Source organism: Acidovorax sp. LjRoot194 (assembly GCF_964253015.1).
Lineage (GTDB): Bacteria > Pseudomonadota > Gammaproteobacteria > Burkholderiales > Burkholderiaceae_C > Acidovorax.
Map to the genome: position 1 here is coordinate 2,162,469 of NZ_CAXUQB020000001.1, position 22,735 is coordinate 2,185,203.

Annotated in this window: 15 protein-coding genes, 2 tRNA genes and 1 riboswitch; of the genes, 7 read left to right on the forward strand and 10 right to left on the reverse strand. The window is 67.2% G+C overall.

Going from position 1 to position 22,735, the window contains the following annotated elements; genetic code table 11:
- The first annotated feature begins 97 nt into the window (after positions 1–97).
- Positions 98–1,420 carry a DUF418 domain-containing protein gene (locus ACSQ3N_RS09805; protein ID WP_436146139.1) on the forward strand — a complete coding sequence of 441 codons (1,323 nt, stop codon included), beginning with the start codon at positions 98–100 and terminating at the stop codon, positions 1,418–1,420.
- A 60-nt stretch (positions 1,421–1,480) separates the two neighbouring features.
- Here the strand turns inward: ACSQ3N_RS09805 and ACSQ3N_RS09810 are convergent, their stop codons facing one another.
- Positions 1,481–2,290, reverse strand: coding sequence for an alpha/beta fold hydrolase (locus tag ACSQ3N_RS09810; RefSeq protein ID WP_056163550.1), 810 nt, complete (start codon positions 2,288–2,290; stop codon positions 1,481–1,483).
- A gap of 5 nt (positions 2,291–2,295) precedes the next feature.
- The gene (locus ACSQ3N_RS09815; protein WP_056163552.1) at positions 2,296–3,606 is read right to left on the reverse strand and encodes an O-acetylhomoserine aminocarboxypropyltransferase; all 1,311 of its coding nucleotides are present in this window, start codon (positions 3,604–3,606) and stop codon (positions 2,296–2,298) included.
- A 153-nt stretch (positions 3,607–3,759) separates the two neighbouring features.
- Here ACSQ3N_RS09815 and ACSQ3N_RS09820 point away from each other — a divergent pair, with 153 nt between their 5' ends.
- Positions 3,760–4,209 carry a CBS domain-containing protein gene (locus ACSQ3N_RS09820; RefSeq protein WP_056163554.1) on the forward strand — a complete coding sequence of 150 codons (450 nt, stop codon included), beginning with the start codon at positions 3,760–3,762 and terminating at the stop codon, positions 4,207–4,209.
- 75 nt (positions 4,210–4,284) lie between these two features.
- Here ACSQ3N_RS09820 and ACSQ3N_RS09825 read toward each other — a convergent pair whose 3' ends face one another.
- A complete protein-coding gene (locus ACSQ3N_RS09825; RefSeq protein ID WP_056163557.1) occupies positions 4,285–6,516 on the reverse strand; it encodes a sensor domain-containing protein in 2,232 nt (743 codons plus the stop codon).
- Positions 6,517–6,655: 139 nt separating this feature from the next.
- On the opposite strand from ACSQ3N_RS09825, the gene aroC reads away from it, so the two are divergent.
- Entirely contained in the window at positions 6,656–7,753 is a 1,098-nt protein-coding gene (gene aroC, locus ACSQ3N_RS09830; protein ID WP_056163561.1) for a chorismate synthase, read from the forward strand.
- Between the two features lie 105 nt (positions 7,754–7,858).
- Positions 7,859–9,712, forward strand: coding sequence for a bifunctional metallophosphatase/5'-nucleotidase (locus ACSQ3N_RS09835; protein WP_436146140.1), 1,854 nt, complete (start codon positions 7,859–7,861; stop codon positions 9,710–9,712).
- A 12-nt stretch (positions 9,713–9,724) separates the two neighbouring features.
- Here ACSQ3N_RS09835 and ACSQ3N_RS09840 read toward each other — a convergent pair whose 3' ends face one another.
- From ACSQ3N_RS09840 to ACSQ3N_RS09855, 4 genes are all read right to left on the reverse strand, one after another.
- Positions 9,725–10,627 carry a DMT family transporter gene (locus tag ACSQ3N_RS09840; protein ID WP_056163568.1) on the reverse strand — a complete coding sequence of 301 codons (903 nt, stop codon included), beginning with the start codon at positions 10,625–10,627 and terminating at the stop codon, positions 9,725–9,727.
- Between the two features lie 443 nt (positions 10,628–11,070).
- A complete protein-coding gene (nrdR, locus tag ACSQ3N_RS09845) occupies positions 11,071–11,520 on the reverse strand; it encodes a transcriptional regulator NrdR (RefSeq protein WP_056163571.1) in 450 nt (149 codons plus the stop codon).
- 21 nt (positions 11,521–11,541) lie between these two features.
- Complete coding sequence (glyA, locus tag ACSQ3N_RS09850) at positions 11,542–12,786, reverse strand: serine hydroxymethyltransferase (RefSeq protein WP_056163574.1); 1,245 nt, start codon at positions 12,784–12,786, stop codon at positions 11,542–11,544.
- 36 nt (positions 12,787–12,822) lie between these two features.
- Positions 12,823–12,974, reverse strand: a riboswitch (ZMP/ZTP riboswitch).
- Between the two features lie 125 nt (positions 12,975–13,099).
- Positions 13,100–13,942, reverse strand: coding sequence for a lytic transglycosylase domain-containing protein (locus ACSQ3N_RS09855; RefSeq protein ID WP_056163577.1), 843 nt, complete (start codon positions 13,940–13,942; stop codon positions 13,100–13,102).
- A gap of 1,155 nt (positions 13,943–15,097) precedes the next feature.
- Between ACSQ3N_RS09855 and ACSQ3N_RS09860 the strand changes: the two genes are divergently transcribed.
- Both ACSQ3N_RS09860 and ACSQ3N_RS09865 read left to right on the forward strand, forming a co-directional pair.
- The gene (locus tag ACSQ3N_RS09860) at positions 15,098–17,914 is read left to right on the forward strand and encodes a DUF349 domain-containing protein (RefSeq protein WP_436146141.1); all 2,817 of its coding nucleotides are present in this window, start codon (positions 15,098–15,100) and stop codon (positions 17,912–17,914) included.
- Positions 17,915–17,962: 48 nt separating this feature from the next.
- On the forward strand, positions 17,963–18,394 hold the full coding sequence (locus tag ACSQ3N_RS09865) for a GNAT family acetyltransferase (RefSeq protein ID WP_369817113.1): 432 nt from the start codon (positions 17,963–17,965) through the stop codon (positions 18,392–18,394).
- Between the two features lie 185 nt (positions 18,395–18,579).
- Here the strand turns inward: ACSQ3N_RS09865 and ACSQ3N_RS09870 are convergent.
- Together ACSQ3N_RS09870 and ACSQ3N_RS09875 are read right to left on the reverse strand one after the other, a co-directional pair.
- Positions 18,580–18,664 (reverse strand) — tRNA-Leu (locus ACSQ3N_RS09870).
- A 384-nt stretch (positions 18,665–19,048) separates the two neighbouring features.
- Positions 19,049–19,133: transfer RNA gene (locus ACSQ3N_RS09875), tRNA-Leu, on the reverse strand.
- A gap of 19 nt (positions 19,134–19,152) precedes the next feature.
- Between ACSQ3N_RS09875 and rnr the strand changes: the two genes are divergently transcribed.
- On the forward strand, positions 19,153–21,489 hold the full coding sequence (rnr, locus tag ACSQ3N_RS09880; RefSeq protein WP_056163582.1) for a ribonuclease R: 2,337 nt from the start codon (positions 19,153–19,155) through the stop codon (positions 21,487–21,489).
- A gap of 123 nt (positions 21,490–21,612) precedes the next feature.
- Here rnr and ACSQ3N_RS09885 read toward each other — a convergent pair whose 3' ends face one another.
- Positions 21,613–22,650 (reverse strand): alpha/beta fold hydrolase, encoded by a 1,038-nt coding sequence (locus ACSQ3N_RS09885; RefSeq protein WP_056163584.1) that lies wholly within the window; start codon positions 22,648–22,650, stop codon positions 21,613–21,615.
- Between the last annotated feature and the right edge of the window lie 85 nt (positions 22,651–22,735).

The following is a 22,735-nucleotide window of genomic DNA, read 5'->3' on the forward strand; positions in this document are numbered from 1 at the left end:
TTGGAGACGCGGGCAGGGCGGCGTGACCGCGCTGGTCGGCCGGTCCGTCCACCCCACAATTTCCAGGTTTTGGAGCGAATGCTTTGAATGCCGCCAGATGATCACCAACTTGCCCGCCGACCCACCGCCCTCGCATCCGCCTGCCAGTACCTTCGCCCCCCAGGACGGTGGCATCGACCCGCACCCCGATCCTAACCCCCGCGTTGAACTCGGCCCCCACCGCGAACACGCTATCGACGCGCTGCGCGGCTTTGCGCTCCTGGGCATCCTCATCGTCAACTCGGGCTGCTTCGCGTCCACCTACTTTGGCCTGGGCGTGTTCGAGCCCGCGTTTTCCCGGCCTGTGGACCAAGTGGTGCGCTGGCTCGTGAGTTTTTTCTTCGAGACCAAGTTCTACCTGCTGTTCTCGCTGCTGTTCGGCTACAGCTTTGCGTTGCAGATGGAGTCGGCCCAGCGCGCAGGCGCTGCGTTCGGGCCGCGGTTTTTGCGGCGCTTGCTGGGCCTGTTGGTGCTGGGCGTGGCGCATGCGTGGCTGCTGTATGCGGGCGATATCCTGGTGACGTACGCCGTGCTGGGTTTGCTGCTGCTGGCGCTGCACAAGCTTCGGCCGGGCAGTGCGGTGGCGTTGGCGCTGGTGTTGCTGGCGCTGGTGTCGGCAGGCTGGGGCTTGATCGCCTGGGGCTTTGCGCAGGCCCCGATGGCAGAGGTGCCGTTGGCAGAGCTGCAGGCCAAGGCGCAACTGGCGGCCGATGCCTACCGTGCCAGCGCTGGGGACGCCATCTTGCAGCGGGGGCGCGACATGGCCGACGGTGTGTGGTTCGTGCTGGTGTTCGTGCAGGGGCCGTGCGCGTTGGCGATGTTTTTGCTGGGGCTGGCGGCGCGGCGTTCGGGCTATCTGGCTGCGGTGGCGCAGCAGCCTGCGCGGCTTGTGCGCTGGATGGCGTGCTGCCTGCCGATCGGGTTCGCAGGGGCTTTCGTGTACGCGTGGGGCCAAAGCAGCGGCACCCGCCAGAGCGACCATGTGGCGGCCGCTGCGCTCGCGGTGGACCTGGCCACGTCGCCTTTTCTCAGCCTGGGCTATGCCGCTGCGCTGTTGTGGGTGCTGCAGCGCGGGCCGCTGGGTCGCCGGCTGGGCGCGGCCCTGGCGCCCGCAGGCCGCATGGCGCTGTCGAACTACCTGCTGCAGTCGGTGGTGGGGGCCGTGGTGTTCACGGCCTATGGCTTCGCGCTGGTGGGGCAGGTGTCGCCGCTGGTGGTGCTGCTGGGCTGCGTGGCGCTGTACGCGGCGCAACTGGCGCTCAGTCGCTGGTGGATGGCGCAGCACGCCTACGGCCCGGTGGAATGGGGCCTGCGTGCGTTCACTCTGCTGCGCAGGCCCGCGTGGCGGCGCGACAGGCTCGCCGGAGACGCCCGAGAGTAAGCGCGTCTGGCGCGCACGGGGCCGTGTACTGCGTTACCGGCCCAGGCCCGATGGGCGGGCCTACTTCGCGAGGAAGTCGCGGATGGCCATCAGCGTCTCGTCGGGCGCCTCGCTCATCTGGTTGTGGCCCACGGGCAGGCTGGTGGTCTGCACCACCTTGCCGGCAGCGCGCGCGGCGGCCACCAGGCCCTGGGCGGCCTTGGGCGCGGTCATCTGGTCCTGCGCGCCCAGGGCGAACAGCACCGGGCACTGCACGGCCGCCATGGCCTGCTCGCCGTTGGCATAGCTGTCGCACGCCACGAAGCCGCGGTGGAACACGTTGACGGCAGTGTTGCTGCGCATCACCTTGCGGCCCAGCGCCATGCCCGCGTTGTAGACCCAGAAGCCCGCGCCCGACGGCGGCGCCAGCGTGCTGCGCGAGAACACGTTGACCATGCGCAGCGCCTTCTCGGGCTCGTTCAGCGCGGCGTCGATCAGTGCGGGCGACACCTTCATCGGGTAGGCCGTGCCCACCAGCACCAAATGGCTCACACGCGCGCCCAGGCGGGCTGCGGCTTCCAGCGCGATCAGCGAGCCGAAGCTGTGGCCCACCAGCGCCGCACGCTGCAGGCCTGCCGCATCGAGCAGGGCGGCGATGAAGTCCGCGCCGGCCTCCACGGTGGCCGGCGCCTCGCCCGCGCTGCGGCAGTGGCCGGGCAGGTCCACCGCCAGCACGTTCCAGCCGTGATTGGCCATGTAGCGGCTTTGCATGGCCCACACGCTGTGGTCGTTCAACACGCCGTGGATGAACACCACGGTGGGCTTGGCGGCGTCGAAGGGCTTGCCGCCGGTGTAGCAGTAGGTGGTACTGCCGTTGACTTGGATCTGCATGGTGATCAGGCCCCCGCTTTTTCTGCGGCCTTGAGGGCGCGCTTCAAGTCGTCGATCAGGTCGTCGGCATCTTCGAGACCGATGGACAGGCGGATCGTGCCCTGCGTGATGCCGGCGTTCACCAGCGCCTCGTCGCTCATCCGGAAGTGCGTGGTGCTGGCCGGGTGGATCACCAGGCTGCGGCAGTCGCCCACGTTGGCCAGGTGGCTGAAGACCTTGAGCGTCTCGATGAACTTCTTGCCCTGCTCGCGGTTGCCCTTGAGGTCGAAGCTGAACACCGAGCCCGCGCCGCGCGGCAGCAGCTTTTGCGCCAGGGCGTGGCTTGCATGCGACTCCAGCATGGGGTGGCCCACGCGCGAGACGAAGGGTTGGCTGGCCAGGAACTCGACCACGCGCGCCGTGTTGCGCATGTGCCGCTCCATGCGCAGCGGCAGGGTCTCGATGCCCTGCAGGATGAGCCAGGCGGTGTGCGGGCTCATGCACGCGCCGAAGTCGCGCAGCCCCTCGCGCCGCGCGCGCAGCAGGAACGCGCCCACCGAGCTTTCCTCGCTGAACACCATGTTGTGAAAGCCTTCGTAGGGCGCAGTGAGCTCGGCGAACTTGCCCGCCGAGCGCGGACCGTCCCAGTCGAAGCTGCCGCCATCGACCACGATGCCGCCCACCACCGTGCCGTGGCCCGACAGGAACTTGGTGGCCGAGTGGTAGACCAGGTCGGCACCCAGCTCCAGCGGCTTCATGAGCCAGGGCGAGGTGAGGGTCGAGTCCACCAGCAGCGGCACGCCCGCCTCGTGCGCGATCGCGCTGATGGTGGGGATGTCCAGCACATCGAGGCCCGGGTTGCCCACCGTCTCGCCGAAGAAGAGCTTGGTGTTGGGCTGCACGGCCGCGCGCCAGCCGTCGATGTCGCCGGGCTTGACGAAGGTGGTGTCGATGCCGAAGCGCGACAGCGTGTAGTGCAGCAGGTTCTGCGATCCGCCGTACAGCGCCGTGCTGGCCACGATGTGGCTGCCCGCACCCATCAGCGTGCAGATGGCCAGGTGCAACGCCGCCTGCCCGCTGGCGGTGGCAATCGCCCCCACGCCGCCTTCCAGGGCCGAGACGCGCTGCTCGAGCACCGCATTGGTGGGGTTGCTGATGCGGCTGTAGACGTGGCCGGGCCGCTCCAGGTTGAAGAGCGAGGCCGCGTGGTCGCTCGACTCGAACACGAACGACGTGGTCAGGTGGATGGGCACGGCGCGTGCGCCGGTGGCGGGGTCAGGCGTGGCGCCAGCGTGCAGCGCAAGCGTGTCGAAGCCGGGGTCGGAGTAGCCGGGCATGTGGTTTGTCTCCCAGAGGGTCAGGCGGATGTTCTGAATCCATGTCCTGCACAGTTGCTTGCGGGACAGGGCACGCGGCATTGTGGGCTATATTTGGTGGCAGACCTGTGCAGCGCGCGACGCGCTCTTTTCGCCTTCCCGGAGACCTACACCATGAAAGTCAGCGACATCCTTCGCGTCAAGGGCAACACCTTGTACACCGTCACCCCCGAGGAGCCGCTGGCCGACGCCGTGAACCTGATGGCCGAGCGCGACATCGGCTCGCTGGTGGTCATGGAGCTGGGTGACCTGGTGGGCATGCTCACCTTCCGCGAGGTGATCCAGGCCATCGTGAAAAACGGCGGCAGCGTGGGCACCATGCAGGTCCGCTCGGCCATGGACGATGCGCCCCTGACCTGCACGATGGAAACCGAGATGGACGAAGTGCGCCGCATGATGCTGGACCGCCACGCACGCTACATGCCGGTGATGGACCGCCGCATGCTGATGGGCGTGATCAGCTTCTACGACGTGGCCAAGGCCGTGGTGGACAGCCAGAACTTCGAGAACAAGATGCTCAAGGCCTACATCCGCGACTGGCCCGAGGACGAATCCGGCGGCTGATGCCGGGGGGCAGGGCATTGCCCCTGCACCCTGCGGCCCCAGCCTTGTTGTTCGCGGGCTGCGGTGGCGTCTTCGTCAGCGCTTGTGCGGTGCCTGCGCGCACAGCCAGGCCTCGATCTCGTCGGGCGGCATCGGCTTGCCGAACAGGTAGCCCTGCATCACCGGGCACCCGTGGGCCTGCAGCCACTGCTGCTGGCCGGGTGTCTCCACCCCTTCGGCCACCACCGCCATGCCCAGGCTGTGGGCAATGCTCAGCACCGACACCGTGAGCGCGCGCGCCGTGGGGCTGGTGGTGAGGTCCCGCACGAAGGCCATGTCCAGCTTCAGCTCCGAAATCGGCAGGCGGTGCAGGTAGCTCAACGACGAGTAGCCGGTGCCGAAGTCGTCCAGCGACAGCCTGAACCCCCGGCTGTGCAGGGTGTCGATGTTGGTCCGCGTCATGGGGCGCGCGTCCATCATCACGCTTTCGGTGATCTCCAGCAGCACGTCGCCGGTGCGCAGGCCGTGGCGCGCCAGCGCCTCGCAGACCTGCTGCGCGAACTCGGGCTGGTGAAAGCTGCGCCCCGACAGGTTGACCGCGACGCAGGGCACGTCATGCCCCGCGGCACGCCAGGCGGCCAGCTGTGCGCAGGCCTGGTCGAGCAGCCACAGCGTCAGCTCGTGGATCAGCCCCGCCTCTTCGGCCACCGCGATGAACCGGCCGGGCGGCACCATGCCCCAGTCGGCATGGTGCCAGCGCGCCAGCGCTTCCACCCCGTGCAGGGTGCCGGGTGAGCTGCTGAGCACCTGCGGCTGGTAGTGCAGCGTGATGCCGCTGCGCTCGGCCATCGCCTGGCGCAGCGCGCGCTCCACGGCCACGCGCTCCTGGGCGTGCCGGTTCATCTCGGCACTGAACAGCTGCAGGCTGTGCCGGTGGTCGCTCTTGGCCTGGTACATCGCCTGGTCGGCGTGGCGCAGCAAGGTGTCGATGCTTTCGCCGTCGCCGGGGAACATGGCGATGCCGATGCTGGCGTGGCAGACGTGCGCCTGGCCCTCGATGTCCATGGGCGCTGCCACGGCCTCCAGCAAGGAGCGGGCCGTCTGCACGGCGCGGTCGGTGTCGCATTCGGGCAGCAGCAGCACGAACTCGTCGGCCGCCAACCGGCCGATCAGGTCGTGCTCTCGCAGCGCACGGGACAGCCGCCGGGCGACCTCGCACAGCACGGCGTCTCCGGCAGCGTGCCCTTGGGTGTCGTTGACCTGCTTGAACCGGTCCAGGTCCACGAACAGCACGGCGCCGCCGTGCCGGGCAGCCTGCAGCTGGGCGAGCCGGTGCTCTGCGCTGTCGTGGAACAGTGCGCGGTTGGGCAGACCGGTGAGGGCGTCGAAGAACGCCAGCTGGTGCAGGCGCTGGCGGGTGGCGTTGCGCTCGATGGCCAGTGCGCACAGGTGCAGGCACATGTCCACCAGCCGCTCGTGCAGGGCATCGGGCTGGCGGGGCTCGCGAAAGTAGAACGCGAGCGTGCCGGCGACCTTGCCCTGGTGGTCGCAGATGGGGCTGGACCAGCACGCCTTGAAGCCGCTGGCGAGGTAGAGCGCGCGGTCCTGGTCCGTCCACAGCGGGTCGGTCGCGATGTCGGTGGTGAGCACCGGCTCGCGCCGGTAGGCGGCGGTACCGCACGAGCCGGCACTGGGGCCGATGGGCAGGCCGTCGATGGCCCGGCTGATGGCGGCGGGCAGGCCCGGTGCGGCCAGCGGGCGCAGACGGCCCTGGTCATCCACCGCCAGCACCGAGGCCGTGACCTCGGGGGCGATGCGTTCCACCTCGTCGCACAGCAAGGCCATGAGCCCGGACAGGGGCAGCTCGTTGACCAGGCCTTCCAGCACGCGCTTTTGCAGCATCTCGTGCATCTTGGTGAGCGTGATGTCGGTGAGGACGGTGATGCTGCCGCCGGGCCCGCCCGAGGCCTCGTCGGAGGCATTGATCATCATCGACACCCAGCGCGGCTGGCCCGACTTGCTGTACAGCAGCGTCTCCACATGGAACGAGCCGCTCGTGCCCAGGCTGCCGCGGATCTGCCCGAGCAGGTCGGGGTCGGAGCGCGGGCCGATGAGCACGTGGCTGAGGTTGCGCCCCAGCACTTCGTGGGCTTCAAAGCCGAACAGGCGGGCGAAGCCCTCGTTCACATACACCACCAGCCGCTCGCTGTTGCTCATCACGATGGCGTTGTCGCTGTCGTCGAGCGCCTTGCGCAAGGGCGCATCGGCCAGCCAGGCGGTGGGGGAGGGGCTTGGGATGCCGGGGCTCGGCGGGGCGGAGGTGGGCATGGAGGTCCCGGTGATCGTGCTGCGATGCTAGCAAGCGCGCAGGACAATGCCAAGGCCGCCAGCGTGGCCGCGCGTTGGCGCGGCGCGCCCAGGCCACACCCGGACTTTGGCGGCCTCTGCTCTGGGATAATCCTGCGCCATGAGCGGCAACACCTTCGGATCCCTATTCGCAGTCACCAACTTTGGTGAATCCCACGGCCCGGCCATTGGCTGCGTGATCGACGGCTGTCCGCCCGGCATGCCGCTGACCGAAGCCGACATCCAGGCCGACCTGGACCGCCGCCGCCCCGGCACCAGCCGCCACGTCACCCAGCGCAACGAGCCCGACGCGGTGGAGATCCTCTCGGGCGTGTACGAGGGCAAGACCACCGGCACGCCGATCGCGCTGTTGATCCGCAACACCGACCAGCGCAGCAAGGACTACAGCAACATCGCCGAGAGCTTTCGCCCCGGCCATGCCGACTACACCTACTGGCACAAGTACGGCATCCGCGACCCGCGCGGCGGCGGCCGGTCGTCGGCGCGCTTGACAGCGCCCACCGTGGCCGCCGGCGCCGTGGCCAAGAAGTGGCTGGCGCAGCGCTACGGCGTGCAGTTCCGGGCGTGCATGACGCAACTGGGCGAGCTGGCCATTCCGTTCGAGAGCTGGGACCACGTGCGCAGCAACCCCTTCTTCGCCCCCGTGGCCGACGTGGCGCAGTACGAGGACTACATGGACGCGCTGCGCAAGGCGGGCGATTCGTGCGGGGCCCGCATCCGCGTGCAGGCCACCGGCGTGCCCGTGGGCCTGGGCGAGCCGCTGTACGACAAGCTCGACGCCGACATCGCCTACGCCATGATGGGCCTCAATGCCGTCAAGGGCGTGGAGATCGGCGCCGGCTTTGCCAGCGTGGCGCAGCGCGGCACCACCCACGGCGACTCGATGACGCCCGGCGGGTTTCGCACCAACAACTCCGGCGGCGTGCTGGGCGGCATCAGCACCGGGCAGGACCTGGAGGTGAGCATTGCGATCAAGCCCACCAGCTCGATCATCAGCCCGCGCGAGTCCATCGACGTGCACGGCCAGAGCACCGAGGTCATCACCAAGGGCCGCCACGACCCCTGCGTGGGCATCCGCGCAGCACCCATCGCCGAGGCCCTGCTGGCGCTGGTGGTGATGGACCACGCACTGCGCCACCGCGCACAGTGCGCCGACGTGGCGCCGCCCGTGCCGCCGATCCAGGCGTCGTTCCTGTAGCCGCGGCGCAGCGTCGCCGCACCTTGGCGTCGGGCGGACCATGGCGGCTGGGCGTGCAGGAATGCGCGCCCTTTTTTTATTCGGTTGAGCAACAAAGGCACACCCATGCGCAGATTGAAGGCACAGGCATCCGTGGGGGCGGGATGGGCGCGCAGCGCTGCGGCGTGGGCGGCGGCAGGCGCTGCGGGCGCCTTGCTGGCGGGCTGCGGCACGGTGGCGCCCCCGCCGGGGCAGGCGGTGCCCGACCACATCGACATCACGCTCATCGGCTTCAACGACCTGCACGGCAACATGGAGCCGCCCCGCATGGCGCACACGGTGCAGACGGCGTCCGGGCCGGTGGCGGTGCCTGCGGGCGGCATGGCGTATTTCGCGAGCGCCATGGCCTCGCTGAAGTCCCGCAACCCGCACCACGCGGTGGTGTCGGCGGGCGACATGGTGGGCGCATCGCCCCTGGTGTCGTCGCTGTTCCTGGACGAGCCGACCATCGAGGCCGTCAACGCGATGCACATCGACTTCAACGCCGTGGGCAACCATGAGTTCGACCGCGGCTGGCGCGAGTTGCTGCGGCTGCAGCAAGGCGGCTGCGAGAAGTTCACCGTGCGCGAGCCCTGCCAGATCAGCCAGCCCTTTGCCGGCGCGCGCTTCGGCTTTCTGGCGGCCAACACCGTGCGGGTGGAAGACGGCCGCACGCTGCTGCCCGCCACCGGCATCAAGCGCTTCACGCAGGGCGGCGCCACGGTCACGCTGGGCGTGATCGGCCTGACCCTGCGCGCCACGCCCACCATGGTGAGCCCGTCCGGCGTGGCGGGCTTGCGCTTCGAGGACGAAGCGGACACGGCCAACGCGCTGATCCCGCAGCTCAAGGCCCAGGGCGCCGACGTGATCGCGGTGGTGATCCACGAAGGCGGCAACACCACCGCAGGCGTAGAGGCCACGAGCTGTGCAGGCCTGTCGGGCGACATCGTGCCCATCCTGGAACGCCTGGACCCAGCGGTGGACGTAGTGGTCTCGGGTCACACGCACCAGGCCTATGTGTGCGACTACGGCACGGTGAACCCGGCCAAGCCCTTCCTTTTGACCAGCGCGGGCCAGTACGGCACGCTGCTCACCGACATCGCGCTGCGGGTGGACACCCGCACGCGCCGCGTGGTGAGCAAATCAGCGCGCAACGTCATCGTGCAGAGCGAGGCCTTCACCGGCAGCCAGGGGCGCGTGGACATGACGGCCGCGGTGCCGTCGTTCACGGCCGACCCGGTGGTGCAAAAGATCGTCGACACCTACCGCGCAGCCGCCGTGCCGCTGGCGCAGCGCCCGGTGGGGCAGGCGGCGGGGCCGATGCGGCGTGTGCCCACCCCATCGCTGGAGAGCACGCTGGGCAACCTGGTGGCCGACGCGCAACTGGCGGCCACGCAGGCGCCGGAGCAGGGCGGCGCGCAGCTGTCGTTCATGAACCCGGGCGGTCTGCGCGCCGACCTGGTGCCGGACGAACAGGGCCTGGTGCGCTACGGGCAGCTGTACGCGGTGCAGCCGTTCGGCAACCAGCTGGTGGTGAAGACCTTCACCGGCGCGCAGATCAAGGCGGTGCTGGAGCAGCAGTTTGCCAGCGGCACCAACACCGTCCAGCGGCCTCGCGTGCTGTCGGTGTCCGCAGGCTTTGCCTACCAGTTCGACCGGGCCCAGCCGCCCGGCGCGCGCGTCAGCCAGTTGGTGCTGCACGGAGTGCCGCTGCAGGACGACACCCCCGTGCGGGTGGTGATGAGCAGCTACCTGGACAGCGGCGGCGACAACTTCACCGTGCTGACCGAAGGCCGCGACCGCCTGGTGGGCGGGCTGGACCTGGATGCGCTCGAAGCGTACTTCCGCACGCAGAGCCCGGTGGCGGTGCCCGCCACAGACCGCATTCGGTCCGCCGCATCTACCGCACCGACAGCACCTGCCGCACCACCGGCGCGCTGAGGCGGGTGTCGGCTACCCCTTTCCAAGGCGCAGCGCGGCCAGCCAGCGCAGGGGGTTGAAGCCCGTCACCAGCCCGGTGGCCACCAGCACCAGCGCGCCGCCCCAGAGCATGCCGGGGCCCAGCGCCTCGCCCAGGAACACATGGCCCCAGGCCACGCCGAACAGCGGGATCATGAACGCCGAACTCATGGCCGCCACCGGCGACACCTGGGACAGCACGCGCAGGTTGAGCCAGTAGGCCAGGCCCGAGGTGAAAACGCCCATCACCACCACCGCCGCCACGGCACCGGTGGTAAAGCGTGCTTCGGGCAGGCTCCAGGCCGCGCCCGGCAGCAGCAGCACCAGCGCGGCGGCGTGGATGCCCGCCGCGATCGACAGGGGCGACATGCGCGTGGTGGCGCGCTTCATCCAGGTGGTGGAGATGCCATAGCAGGCCGACGCGACGATGCAACCCGCCGCAGCGATCAGCAGCGCGGGCGTGGGCTGCACCGGGCCCAGCTGCACGATCAGCGCCACGCCCGCAAAGCCGCACAGGCAGCCCAGCCACTTGCGCAGGCTCAGCGTGTCTTCCTTCATCCACGCAGCGGCCAGCACGCTGAACGGAACGGCCATGGTGTTGAGCAGCGAGCTGTAACCCGCTGGCAGATACAGGGCCGCCCACGAATACAGCAGAAAGGGCGCAGCGACCGTGAGCGTGCCCAGCCCCAGCAGCTCGCGCCAATGGCGCCACGGCCAGCGCTCGCCTGCCACGCGCATGATGCCGATCAGCGTGAGCGTGGCCAGGCCAATGCGCAGCGCCGCCATCACGTTGGGCCCGAGCACGGGGCTGGCGATGCGGATGAAGAGGAAGGAGGCGCCCCACAGGGCAGAGAGCAGCACCAGCTGCAGGAAGTGGCGGGATTTCACCGGGGGCATTGTCGGGCACTGCGCTGGGGCTGGCGGCACTGCTCAAGCGGTGGTTTGGGAAGAAAACGGGCTCTACCGCCCGACTGGTGAGCGCCAGTAGCTATTGAAAATATAGCAATTCAATGGTGGAGTGCGGTGTGCAAATAGCGGAGGTGCGACGCGACGTGCGGCATTCGACATGTAGTGGTCGATGTAGAAGCGATGCGCGCAACTGCCATGGGTACCGCTGCAGCAGGTGCAAGTTCCAAGGGGGCTTACAGCAGGGCGGGCCACCAGCAGCGGGTGGCCAGAGGCCGGTCAACAGGCGTACCAGACGGCTGAGGCCATCACAATAATGCCGCTATAAAAATAATAGCTACTGGCGCCCGTCAGATAAGCGGTAGCCGGTATTTTTGCCAATATTGTCGAAGAACAAGCCACGCCCAACCGGCCCGTGGTGAGCCAGTCGCGACTTACTTGCGGACCTCGTCCACCATCGCGCGGAAGTCGTCGATGTCCTCGAAGCTGCGGTACACGCTGGCAAAGCGGATGTACGCCACCTTGTCGAGCTTCTTGAGCTCGCGCATCACCAGCTCGCCGATGCGCGCGGACATGACTTCACGCTGGCCGAGGTTGAGCAGTTTTTCCTCGATGCGTTCGATGGCGCTGTCGATCTGCGTGGTGCTCACCGGGCGCTTGCGCAGCGCCAGGTTGAACGAGCCCTGCAGCTTGCCGCGCTCGTACTCGATGCGTCGGCCGTCCTTTTTCACGATGGCCGGGAAGCTGACTTCCGGCCGCTCGTAGGTCGTAAAGCGCTTGTCGCAGGCGCCGCACTGGCGGCGGCGCCGGATGAAGTCCCCGTCTTCAGACACCCGTGTTTCGACGACTTGCGTTTCGAGGTGGCTGCAGAAGGGGCACTTCATGGATGCGGATCAGCGTGATTTTTAACGGTAGACAGGGAAGCGGGCGGTCAGGGCGTTGACCTTCTCGCGCACGGCGGCGATGTTGGCTTCGTCGCGTGGGTTGTCCAGCACGTCGGCGATCAGGTTGGCCGTGATGCGTGCTTCTTCTTCCTTGAAGCCGCGCGTGGTCATGGCGGGGGTGCCAATGCGCACGCCGCTGGTCACCATCGGCTTTTCAGGGTCGTTGGGGATCGCGTTCTTGTTGATGGTCATGTGGGCGGCGCCCAGCACGGCCTCGGCTTCCTTGCCGGTGATGCCCTTGGCGCGCAGGTCGACCAGCATCACGTGGCTTTGCGTGCCGCCGGAGACGATGCGCAGGCCGCGTGCGGTCAGCGTCTCGGCCACCACCTTGGCGTTCTTCACCACCTGTTCCTGGTAGGCCTTGAAGTCGGGCTGCAGCGCTTCCTTGAAGGCCACGGCCTTGGCCGCGATCACGTGCATCAGCGGGCCGCCTTGCAGTCCGGGGAAGATGGCGCTGTTGATGGCCTTCTCGTGCTCGGCCTTCATCAGGATGATGCCGCCGCGCGGGCCGCGCAGGCTCTTGTGCGTGGTGCTGGTCACGACGTCGGCGTGGGGCACGGGGTTGGGGTACACACCCGCGGCGATCAGGCCGGCGTAGTGGGCCATGTCCACCATGAAGATCGCGCCCACGTCCTTGGCCACCTTGGCAAAGCGTGCAAAGTCGATGTGCAGGCTGTAGGCCGATGCACCGGCGATGATGAGCTTGGGTTTGGTTTCGTGGGCCTTCTTTTCCATCGCTTCGTAGTCGATGGCTTCGTTGGCGTCGAGCCCGTAGGAGACCACGTTGAACCACTTGCCCGACATGTTCAGCGGCATGCCGTGCGTCAGGTGGCCGCCTTCGGCCAGGCTCATGCCCATGATGGTGTCGCCGGGCTTGAGGAAGGCCAGGAACACGGCCTCGTTGGCAGACGCGCCGCAGTGAGGCTGCACGTTGGCTGCTTCGGCGCCGAAGATCTTCTTGACGCGGTCGATGGCCAGTTGCTCGGCCACGTCCACATGCTCGCAGCCACCGTAGTAGCGCTTGCCGGGGTAGCCTTCGGCGTACTTGTTGGTCAGCTGGGTGCCCTGCGCCCACATCACGGCGGGGGAGGCGTAGTTCTCGCTGGCGATCAGCTCGATGTGGTGCTCTTGGCGAGCGTTCTCGGCCTGGATGGCGGCAAAGACTTCGGGGTCGGCTTGTTCGACAAGAATATTGCGGTCGTACATTTTTTGGCAGTCCTATGAACTTGTGTCCCTTGAAACAAGGGCTGCCCAGGCGAACGGCTGAACGCGGCGGGCATGACACCCGTGCGGCACGCTCCCCAGTGGTTCACAAGAGGCCAGCCCTTGTCGGTTTCCACGTCAGCGGCAGTCCCGTACAGGAGCTGCGCCTATCGCCAGTTGCGTACCCCGCTAGTGTACTTGAGGTGAAGAGTCGGGTGGCATCGCCGGAGGGGGCAAGGTGCGATGCCCTGGCGCAAGAGCTATCGCAAGAAGCGCGCTGCGCGCAGCGCAGCCATCAAGAACCAGTGGCCTGCTATCACAGGTCGGCCAGCAGGGCCACCTTGTCGGCGCTCGGGGCCACGGGGGTCGTGGCGGGCGTGTTGGCGGCAGGCACCATCTGTGGTGTTGCCTGGGTCGACAGCATGGGCGGTGCCGTGGGCATGTTGCGGCCACCGGCCACCTGGCGCAGGCGGAAGTGTTCGGCCATCACCTTGGCGGCATAGCCACCGTCATCGGCCAGGTTGGCAGCACCCACGTAAAAACGCAGGCCGCCTTCCACCGAGCCAGCGCGGGCGATGCATTCCTGCAGCACCTTGACGCCCACGCGCAGATTGCTCACGGGGTCGAACGCGGCAAAGTGGCCACCGAAGTTCTGGTACTTGTCGGTGTGGATGTTGGTCATCACCTGCATCAGGCCCTGCGCGCCCACGGCGCTTTGCGCAAACGGGTTGAAGCTCGACTCGATGGCCATGATGGCCAGGATCAGCGTGGGGTCGATCTTGGCGCGGGCGCCGATGTCGTAGGCCTCGGCCACCAGCACGGCCAGCGGTTCGGGCGCCACGCGGTACTTCTTGCTCAGCCAGAAGGCGACGGCGGCCTGCTCCTTGGGCAGGTCCTTGGGGTTGCCCGCGGTGGCGCGCTCGCTCGCTTCGGGCTCGATGGGCATGCCGACCACTTCAACCTGGCGCGCCTGCAGCCAGTTCATGAGCTGCTCTTCGCCGGCCTGGCGCAGGTCGGGCCGCGCCGTGAGGGTGATGGCCACAAAGGCCACAGCCAGGCCGATGAGGGCGAAGCTGTTGTGGGTGATTTCAACGAAGCCTTCGGTCACGTCGGACACGAAGGTCCGTACGCCGGAGACTAACTTTCCTGACGCTGTCATAGCTCTTCCTTTCTGAAGCGCAGCAGGACAGGCGAGTAGGTCAGTCAGTGACTGAGCCTGCGCCTTTCCCGGCTATCGCCTGGATTGGTACGCCATCGATCCGGGGCCGCACGGTGTGGGAACGTGCTCTGGGCCCTGGTCGACTTAGCCGGGTTCGGCAGCGGGTTGGGGTTTTTACTAGCCCTGTTTTTGGGGCTGGCGGATTCTAGAAGTTCACTAAATACATAGTCAATACTAAGAAACGTATTTTATAGATTGATAAGTCATGAAAAACATGTGAAAAATCACAGGTTTCGGGTGTTTTTGGCTGCGCAGAGCACCATGTGGCGACATGGCTTGTTACAAGCCGATGTCAAATTCAATCGGGCGGGATGGCGCCATTGAGAATGCCGTTTGAGTTCGCTTCGCAACTTTGTTAAGGTTCACCTGCCTGTAGTTTTCAGGCATCGCCGGACGAAATAAGTCTCCCGCCGAAGGCATTCAGTGCCCCGGTGCAGCAGACAAAACTTCCATGGCACCCCCCTGGAGGCAATACCTTGCCTCCTCGCCTTGCGGACCTTCATCTCCGCTTTGCGACCGATGGCAAAGACCGTTGTGTCAGCCGTCAAGCCCGGCAGGCAGGCCTTTTTGGCACTGTCTGTCGGGCTTTCTTGTTGGGGCGTGCGTCTCGTTGATTTCTGAGTGACCTGTGCGCCTGTCACTGCGCCGTCGGCGGCTGCACTTGGGCTGCGTGGTGCGGGACGTGCGCACGTGCTGCACGCGTGGTACATGCAGCTCGTGGCGCCAGCAGATGCTCGCAATACATGGCGCTGTTTCAGTGCTTTGCGCGTGACAGCCCGGCCCGGTCCGCAGCTCACACTTTTTGCCCAATTCGTGCGGACGCTCCCTTGGCAATTGGGCATTGGCGTCTATATATAGATAATGGGGGCTGTCCCTGGTGGCGCGTGGCCACTGACAAGGCCCGCAGCGAGAGAAGTCCTGCCCCGAGCCTTGTGTCAGATCACATCTCGGGGCCTGGCGTGGTGCCCGCAAGGGCCCGAACCCAGAACCCGGTGAAAATAGCCCCTTTGTCGCCTCGGCTCGCATGCAGTGCGGTGGCCGTGGCAGGTCCTTTTGGCAGTGCGCCAGGGGACGCCCTTGTTATCCATTGGATCCATGTTTCCATTTTTTTCCCGCAGCAAAATGTCCGACGCACCTGACGTGAATCCGGCTCCGGCCAAAACCCATGAGCCCCATCCGCTGGATGCGCTGACCGGCGGCGCTTTTTCGGCCGCCACGTCTGGCGAGCGCGCCTCCCGCATCCGTGACTGGCTGGCCACGCAACCCGCGCCCGAGCAATTGCAAGAGGTGTTCAAGGAGCTGAGCGGGCGTGACAAGGGTGCGGCACGTGCCGTGCGCGAGCGCCTGGACGAAATCCGCCGCGCCAAGGGCCAGGAAGTCATCGCGGCCGAGTGGGCCGAGAAGGCCCAGGCCCTGCTGTCCGCACCCAAGCTCAACATCGCCGATGCGCTGGCATGGCAGCGCGATGCCGCCAAGGCAGGTGCGCCGCTGTCGCGCGAGCCGCTGTCGCTGCTCAAGGTGCAGGTGGCCGACCGCGTGAAGGTGATCGAAGATCTGCAGCACCGCGTACAGGTCCAGCGCGAGGCCGCTGTGTTGCTGGCCCAGCGCATCGAAGTGCTGTCCACCAAGCCCTGGCGCGACGCGCAGGCTGCGCTCGAACTGCTGCGTGCCGATGTGGCCCGCTGGCAGGAGCAGGCGCAGGAATTGACCGGCGACGCGAGCTGGGCCAGTGTGGAAGCGCGCTTCCCGCCGCTGCTCGATGCATCGCGCACTCAACTGTTGGTGGTGTGGGAGGCGTTCCAGCCGGCTCTGGCCCAGGCCGTGGCCGCCGCAGAAGACACCAACGCACCGCTGCCGCCGGTGCCCGTGTGGGCCGACGAACTGCGCGCTGCGCGTGGCCTGCCCACGGAAGCGGCTGCCGCTGCTGCAGCAGCAGCCAAGCCTGCCCGCGCGCCCAAGCCCAAGGTCGCCCCCGAGGTGGTCGAGAAGGCGACCCAGGCCGTGCGCACAGCGCTGGACACTCTGGAGAAAGAAACCGCAGAAGGCCATGGCAAAGCCAGCGCCGGTGCTGCCGCCGCGCTGCGTGCGGTGCTCAAGGTGCACGGCAAGCACATCGACAATGCGCTCGAACAACAGGTCCACACGGCCCTGGTGGCCGCTGGCGAGCTGGAAGGCTGGCAGCGCTGGAGCGCCGACCAGGTCCGTGAAGACCTGGTGGCCAAGGCCGAAGCGCTGCTCAACCGCCCCGACGGCCAGGCCCTGGGTGGCCGCAAGATGCAGGAAACCCTGCGCACCCTGCGCGAGCAGTGGAAGCAGGCAGACCAGGGCGGTGCGCCCAACCACGCGCTGTGGAAGAAGTTCGACGAAGCCTGCAACGCCGCGCACAAGGTCGTGGAAGCCTGGCTGGACAAGATCCGCTCGGAAGCCGCAGAGCACAAGGCCCAGCGCCTGGCACTGATCGAAGAGGTCAAGGCCTGGACGCAGGAGCACTCCACATCGGGCGACTGGAAGGCGATCAACCGCGCCCTGCATCAGTTCGGCGACCGCTGGCGCGAAGGCGGCCATGTGGGCGAGAAGCTGTTTGCCGAACTGCAACCGCTGTGGAAGCAGGCGATTTCAGGCGCTGCGGCACCGTTTGAGACTGCACAAAAGGACAGCCTGGCCCGCCGCCACGCCATGATCGACGAAGCGACGGCCCTGGGCGCTGCGCCCGCGCTGCGCATCGACGCGATCAAGGCGCTGCAGCAACGCTGGCAGGCCGAAGCGCAGACCGTGCCGCTGGATCGCAAGCACGAGCAAAAACTGTGGGATGCCTTCCGCAAGCCTATCGACGAAGCCTTCAACCGCAAGTCGGCCGACCGCGAGCGCTCGGTGACCGAGCTGAGCGCGCGCGACCGCGTGGTGCTCGATGCCTCCAAGGCGCTGGAAGCGGCCAACGCCACTGGCGATGCGCAGCAGATCCGCTCTGCCTTGCAGGCACTGGAAGCCGCCCTGCGCGGCCAGGCCCAGGCGGCAGAGGCGGCCAGCGCTGCCGCAAAGGCCGAACCATCCGCGGCCCCGGCGCCCGCGCCGGCAGATTCTGCCGAGCCAGCTGCAGGTGCTGTCGAACCAGTGGCTGGTGAGTCAGCAGCAGAAGGCGATGCCGCCGCTGCCGCCGCTGCCGCCGACGGCACGGACGCGGATGCATCGGCACCCGCGCCTGCTGCTCCGGTCGCTCCACCCAAGCCTGCGCGCCCCGTGGTGGCGGTGCGTGGCGATGACCGCCCCGGCATGAAGAAGGATGCGCCTGCAGCCCCCGGCCGCGGCGCGCGCCCGGGTGACCGCCGTGACGGCCGTCCTGGTGACCGCGATGCAGGCCGTGGTGCCCCGCGCAGTGATGGCCGCTTCGGTGGTGCAGAGCGGGGCGACCGCGGTGGCCGCTTTGGCGACCGCCCAGCATACGAAGACCGTGGCCCCCGTCTGGGTGACACCGCCTTCCGCGCCCAGCGCGATGCCATGGAACATGCGCAGCAGGCCCTGAAGAAGCTGGCAGCCCAAGCCCATGGCGAGGCGCTGACCCAGTTGATGACCGCGTGGGAAAAGCGCGATGCAGCCCTGGTGCCCAGCACCCAGGATCTGGGCTCCGGCGTGACCGCATCCGTGCGCAGCGCCTGGACGCAGGCCGTGTCGTCCGCACCCAAGGGCGAGGCTGGCGAGGCCCTGCTGCGCCTGGAGATGGCAGCCGACGCACCCACGCCGGCCGAGCACATCTCGGCGCGGCGCATGCTGCAGCTGCAATTGCTCACCCGCCGCAATGACCCGGCACCTGCGCAGACCTGGGGTCAGGACGCCGCGCGCGTGCTGGCAAGCCCGAGCGACGCAGGCAGCGCACGCCGCCTGCAGACCGTGCTCAAGACACTGCTGCGCAAGTAAATTGGCGCCAGCCAGCAGGTAATGGCCATGGCTGACGCGTTGCCGCCTGTGCGCATTCGTGCGTTCAGGGTGGCCGACGAGGCCGCCGCAGTCGCGCTATGGCGTGACTGCGGCCTGGTGCGTCCGTGGAACGATCCGCACAAGGATATTGCCCGCAAGCTGCTGGTGCAGCCCGAGCTTTTTCTGGTCGCCACCGTGGCGCACGACGGGGAAGATCGCCTGGTCGGAACCGCCATGGCCGGCTATGACGGACACCGGGGCTCGGTGTACTACCTGGCGGTGGCACCCGGTCACCAGCGCCTGGCGCTGGGGCGGCGGTTGATGGCAGAGGTTGAAGAGCGGTTGCTTGCCATGGGCTGCCCCAAGACCAATGTGCTGGCGCGCACCGGGAACGCCCAGGTGCTGGGCTTCTACGACAAGCTGGGCTACGAGCGCCACGAAGCGTTCAGCCTGGGCAAAAGACTGATCCCCGATATCTGAGAGCGTGTGGGCAGTTGGCGGTGCGCGCAGTGCTGCACTCAACTGGAAACTGACCTGCTGCGCCTGCGCTTTGAAGTAGGGCAGGCCGGTACTGCGCCGGACTCCGCGGCACTCACCAAAGATGCCGCGCACAAACCGTGCACAAACAAAAAAGCCGTTGCGAATGCAACGGCTTTTTATGTGTTTGGTGCCCAGGAGAGGACTCGAACCTCCACGATGTTACTCGCTAGTACCTGAAACTAGTGCGTCTACCAATTCCGCCACCTGGGCTTTCAGATCAGCCTCGAATTATAGGACAACAAATTGGGGTGCCGGATCAAATGGTGAAAATTTTTGAAAAATGTCTCCAACGCTTTCCATGGGAGGCCTTTTGGGGATGCGGTGCGTAGAGAGAGCGAGAGAGGGGGTGTGTGTGCGACACGACACGGCATTGCTTGGCGTAGTGACCGGAGTGTCGGACAACTGCGGGGCAAAGCCCCGCACTTCGCGCCGTAGTGCGCAGCAGCTGTAGCCGGCAACCCGATGATGCCGATCCAGGGATCGCACGTGACCGCAGCCGATGCGCGCCTCTGCGGCTGAACCGGAAAATAAAAAAGCCGCTGTGGGTACAGCGGCTTCGATATTTTGAAAACCTTCACAGGTTCTCGTTAAACTTGGTGCCCAGGAGAGGACTCGAACCTCCACGATGTTACTCGCTAGTACCTGAAACTAGTGCGTCTACCAATTCCGCCACCTGGGCATTTCAGGAAAGACTAAGATTGTATATCAAAAAAACCACCCCCGGCGCGCAGTCCGCGCATTTGTCGGACGAGATTGAAGGCAGCGTGCAGGGGCACCGTGATGGACACGGTTTTGTCATCCGTGACGATGGCGAAGGCGACATCTATATCCCCCCCAATGAAATGCGCGCCGTCCTGCACAAGGACCGTGTGCGCGTGCGCATCGTGCGCCAGGACCGCCGCGGCCGTCCCGAAGGCCGCGTGGTCGAGATCATCGAACGCCCGCCGCAACCCATCATTGGCCGCCTGCTGCAGGAAAGCGGCGTGTGGCTGGTGGCGCCGGAAGACAAGCGCTACGGCCAGGACGTATTGATCCCCAAGGGCGCCACGGGCGCTGCCAAACCCGGCCAGGTGGTCGTGGTCGAACTGACCGAGCCGCCCGCACTGTTCGGCCAGCCTGTCGGCCGCATCACCGAAGTGCTCGGTGAGGTGGACGACCCGGGCATGGAGATCGAGATCGCGGTGCGCAAGTACGGCGTGCCGCACGAGTTCTCGGCCGAGTGCCTGGCCCAGGCCAAGGAGCTGCCCGACAAGGTTCGCGCGCAGGACAAGAAGCGCCGCGTGGACCTGACCGACGTGCCCCTGGTCACCATCGACGGCGAAGACGCGCGCGACTTCGACGATGCCGTGTACTGCGAGCCTGCCAAGGTCGGCCGCAGCAAGGGCTGGCGCCTGCTGGTGGCCATTGCCGACGTGAGCAACTACGTGGAGACCGGCAGCGCCATCGACATCGATGCGTACGACCGGGCCACCAGCGTGTACTTTCCGCGCCGCGTGATCCCCATGCTGCCCGAGAAGCTCAGCAACGGCCTGTGCTCGCTGAACCCCGATGTGGAGCGCCTGTGCATGGTCTGCGACATGCTGGTCACGGCCAAGGGCGAGGTGCATGCGTACCAGTTCTACCCGGCCGTGATGCACAGCCACGCACGCTTCACCTACACCGAGGTGGCGGCCATTCTGGCCAATACCCGCGGCCCCGAGGCGAGCAAGCGCAAGGACCGGGTCAAGGACCTGCTCAACCTGCACGACGTGTACCGCGCGCTGCTGATTGCACGCCAGGCGCGTGGCGCGGTGGACTTTGAAACCACCGAAACGCAGATCGTCTGCGACGAGAACGGCCGCATCGAAAAGATCGTGCCGCGCACCCGCAACGATGCGCACAAGCTCATCGAAGAGGCCATGCTGGCCGCCAACGTGTGCAGCGCCGACTTCATCGCGCAGGGCGGCCAGCCCGGCCTGTTCCGCGTGCACGAAGGCCCCACGCCCGAGAAGCAGGAGATCCTGCGCAACTACCTCAAGGCCATGGCCGTGGGCATGACCATCGGCGACGACCCCAAGCCGGGCGACTTCCAGGCGATTGCCACGGCGACCAAGGACCGCCCCGACGCGCAGCAAATCCACACCATGCTGCTGCGCTCCATGCAACAGGCCATCTACACGCCCATCAACAGCGGCCACTTCGGTCTGGCGTTCGACGCGTACACCCACTTCACCAGCCCCATTCGGCGCTACCCTGACCTGCTGGTGCACCGCGTGATCAAGGCCATCCTGGCCAAGACGCAGTACAAGCTGCCATCGCTGCCCACACCGGGCGAGGCGCATGCCAAGCTGGCCAAGCGCCTGGCCTCCCGCGTCGCCGCGCCCGGCATGAAGCCGCGCAAGGACGTCAAACCGCCGAGCCGCGAAGTCCAGGCCTGGGAGGCCGCCGGCCTGCACTGCAGCGCCAACGAGCGCCGTGCCGACGAGGCCAGCCGCGACGTGGAAGCCTGGCTCAAGTGCAAGTACATGCGCGAGCACCTGGGCGAGGAGTTCAGCGGCGTGGTCAGTGCGGCGACCAGCTTCGGCATCTTCGTCACGCTGGACGCCATGTACGTCGAAGGCCTGGTGCACATCACCGAACTCGGTGGCGAGTACTACAAGTTCGACGAGGCGCGCCAGGAGCTGCGCGGCGAGCGCACCGGTATCCGCTATGCCATTGGCGCGCGGGTGCGGGTGCAGGTCAGCCGCGTGGACCTGGACGGCCGCAAGATCGACTTCCGCCTGGTGCGCGAAGGCGAAGAGCTGCTGGGCCGTGCGCTCAAGGACAAGGGTGTCGGCGGCGGTGGCCCCGGTGGTGGTGGCAGCGCGCGCAAGTCGGGCGGCCGGTCGGGCGGGCGCAAGGCCGACAAGGGCCCAGCCCCGTCAGCCACCGAGCAGGCGGGCCTGTCGCGGGAGCGTGCTGCACGCTCGCCGATCCAGTCCTTGAAAGCGTCGGTCAAGAGCGCCGTGGCCGGCAAGCAAAACAAGGCCAAGGCGCGCAAGCCGCGCCGCAGCTGACCGAGGCGGCGCTCGCCCGTGCCCACGGCTGCGTGCCTGGGCAACGGGCATCTGCCTGCCTGAGCTGGGTGCTCACTTATTGATAGCTGCTAGCGCTTGATGGACAAGCGGTAGCGGCTATTTTTATTTCAAGAAGCCGCCAGCCGCCCGGGCAGATTGGGCAGGCTGGACAGAATGAGCAGCCTCGGCCAGCGACCCCAGAAAACGGGCGTATCGCTGCGCTGTGTCTGCCGGTGCTTCCATCATGGGCAGGTGGCCGATGCCGGGCAGCGTTTCGGCCTTTGCCTGGGGCAGCAGTGTCTGCAGCCGCTGCAGCCCTGACGGGTCGAACACGCGGTCGCTGCCGCCCCACAGCGCAAGGGTGGGGTGGCGCTGCAACTGGTCCAGATGCTGCTCCAGCAGGTAGCGGTCCTTCAACTGCGCGTCCCACAGCCGGGTGTTGGATGCCGCGTTGCGCAAGGCATCCTGCTCGGAGGCCTGCAGGATGGGGTAGGGGAGAAAGGGGCGCTTTTCAAACACCAGCGCCATCATGGCGTCAAAGGCTGCCGCATCGTGCGCCACAAGGGGACGTTGCCCCGCGTCGATCAGCCGGTCCATCGCGCTGGGTTGTGGGGACCGGATGCCGTGCGGTGCACCGATGAAGGCCACGCTGGCCACGCGGTCCGGGTACTGCACCGCAAAAAGCGCGGCGATGGTGCCGCCCATGGAATTGCCCGCCAGGTGAACGCGCTCCAGACCCACAGCATCGAGCCACGCGGCCAGGCGCTGCGTGTGCGCGGCATAGTCGTACGGCTGATCGTCACGCCGGGTGCTCTCGCCAAAGCCGGGAATGTCGGGGGCAATCACCCGGTACTGACCGGTCAGGGGTCGCGCAAAATCCACCCAATGGTCCTTCTCCGCAAAAATGCCGTGCAGCAAGACGATGGGCATGCTGCCGTCGCGCGAGCCCTGCGGCGCGGGGGCTTGGGGCGTGCCGCTGTCCAGATAGTGCACGGTGTGCATCGCGGCGGTGATGGTCTTTTCTTCCATGCCCGACAGGCTGCGGTTCAGATGCAGCAACGGCTCCTTGAACAGCGACGGAGCACCGTAGTAGAGCGCGGGGGCGCTCATCAGGGCCAGGGTTGCTGCAGCAGTAGCAGAAAAGAAAGCGATGCGTTTCAAGAGTGGGTCTCCCTGAGGTGGTGTGTTCATGCTGCGGTGGCGCGGGCTGCGTGGGGGGGTGGGTGGAGCCACGCAGGTCCCCGGT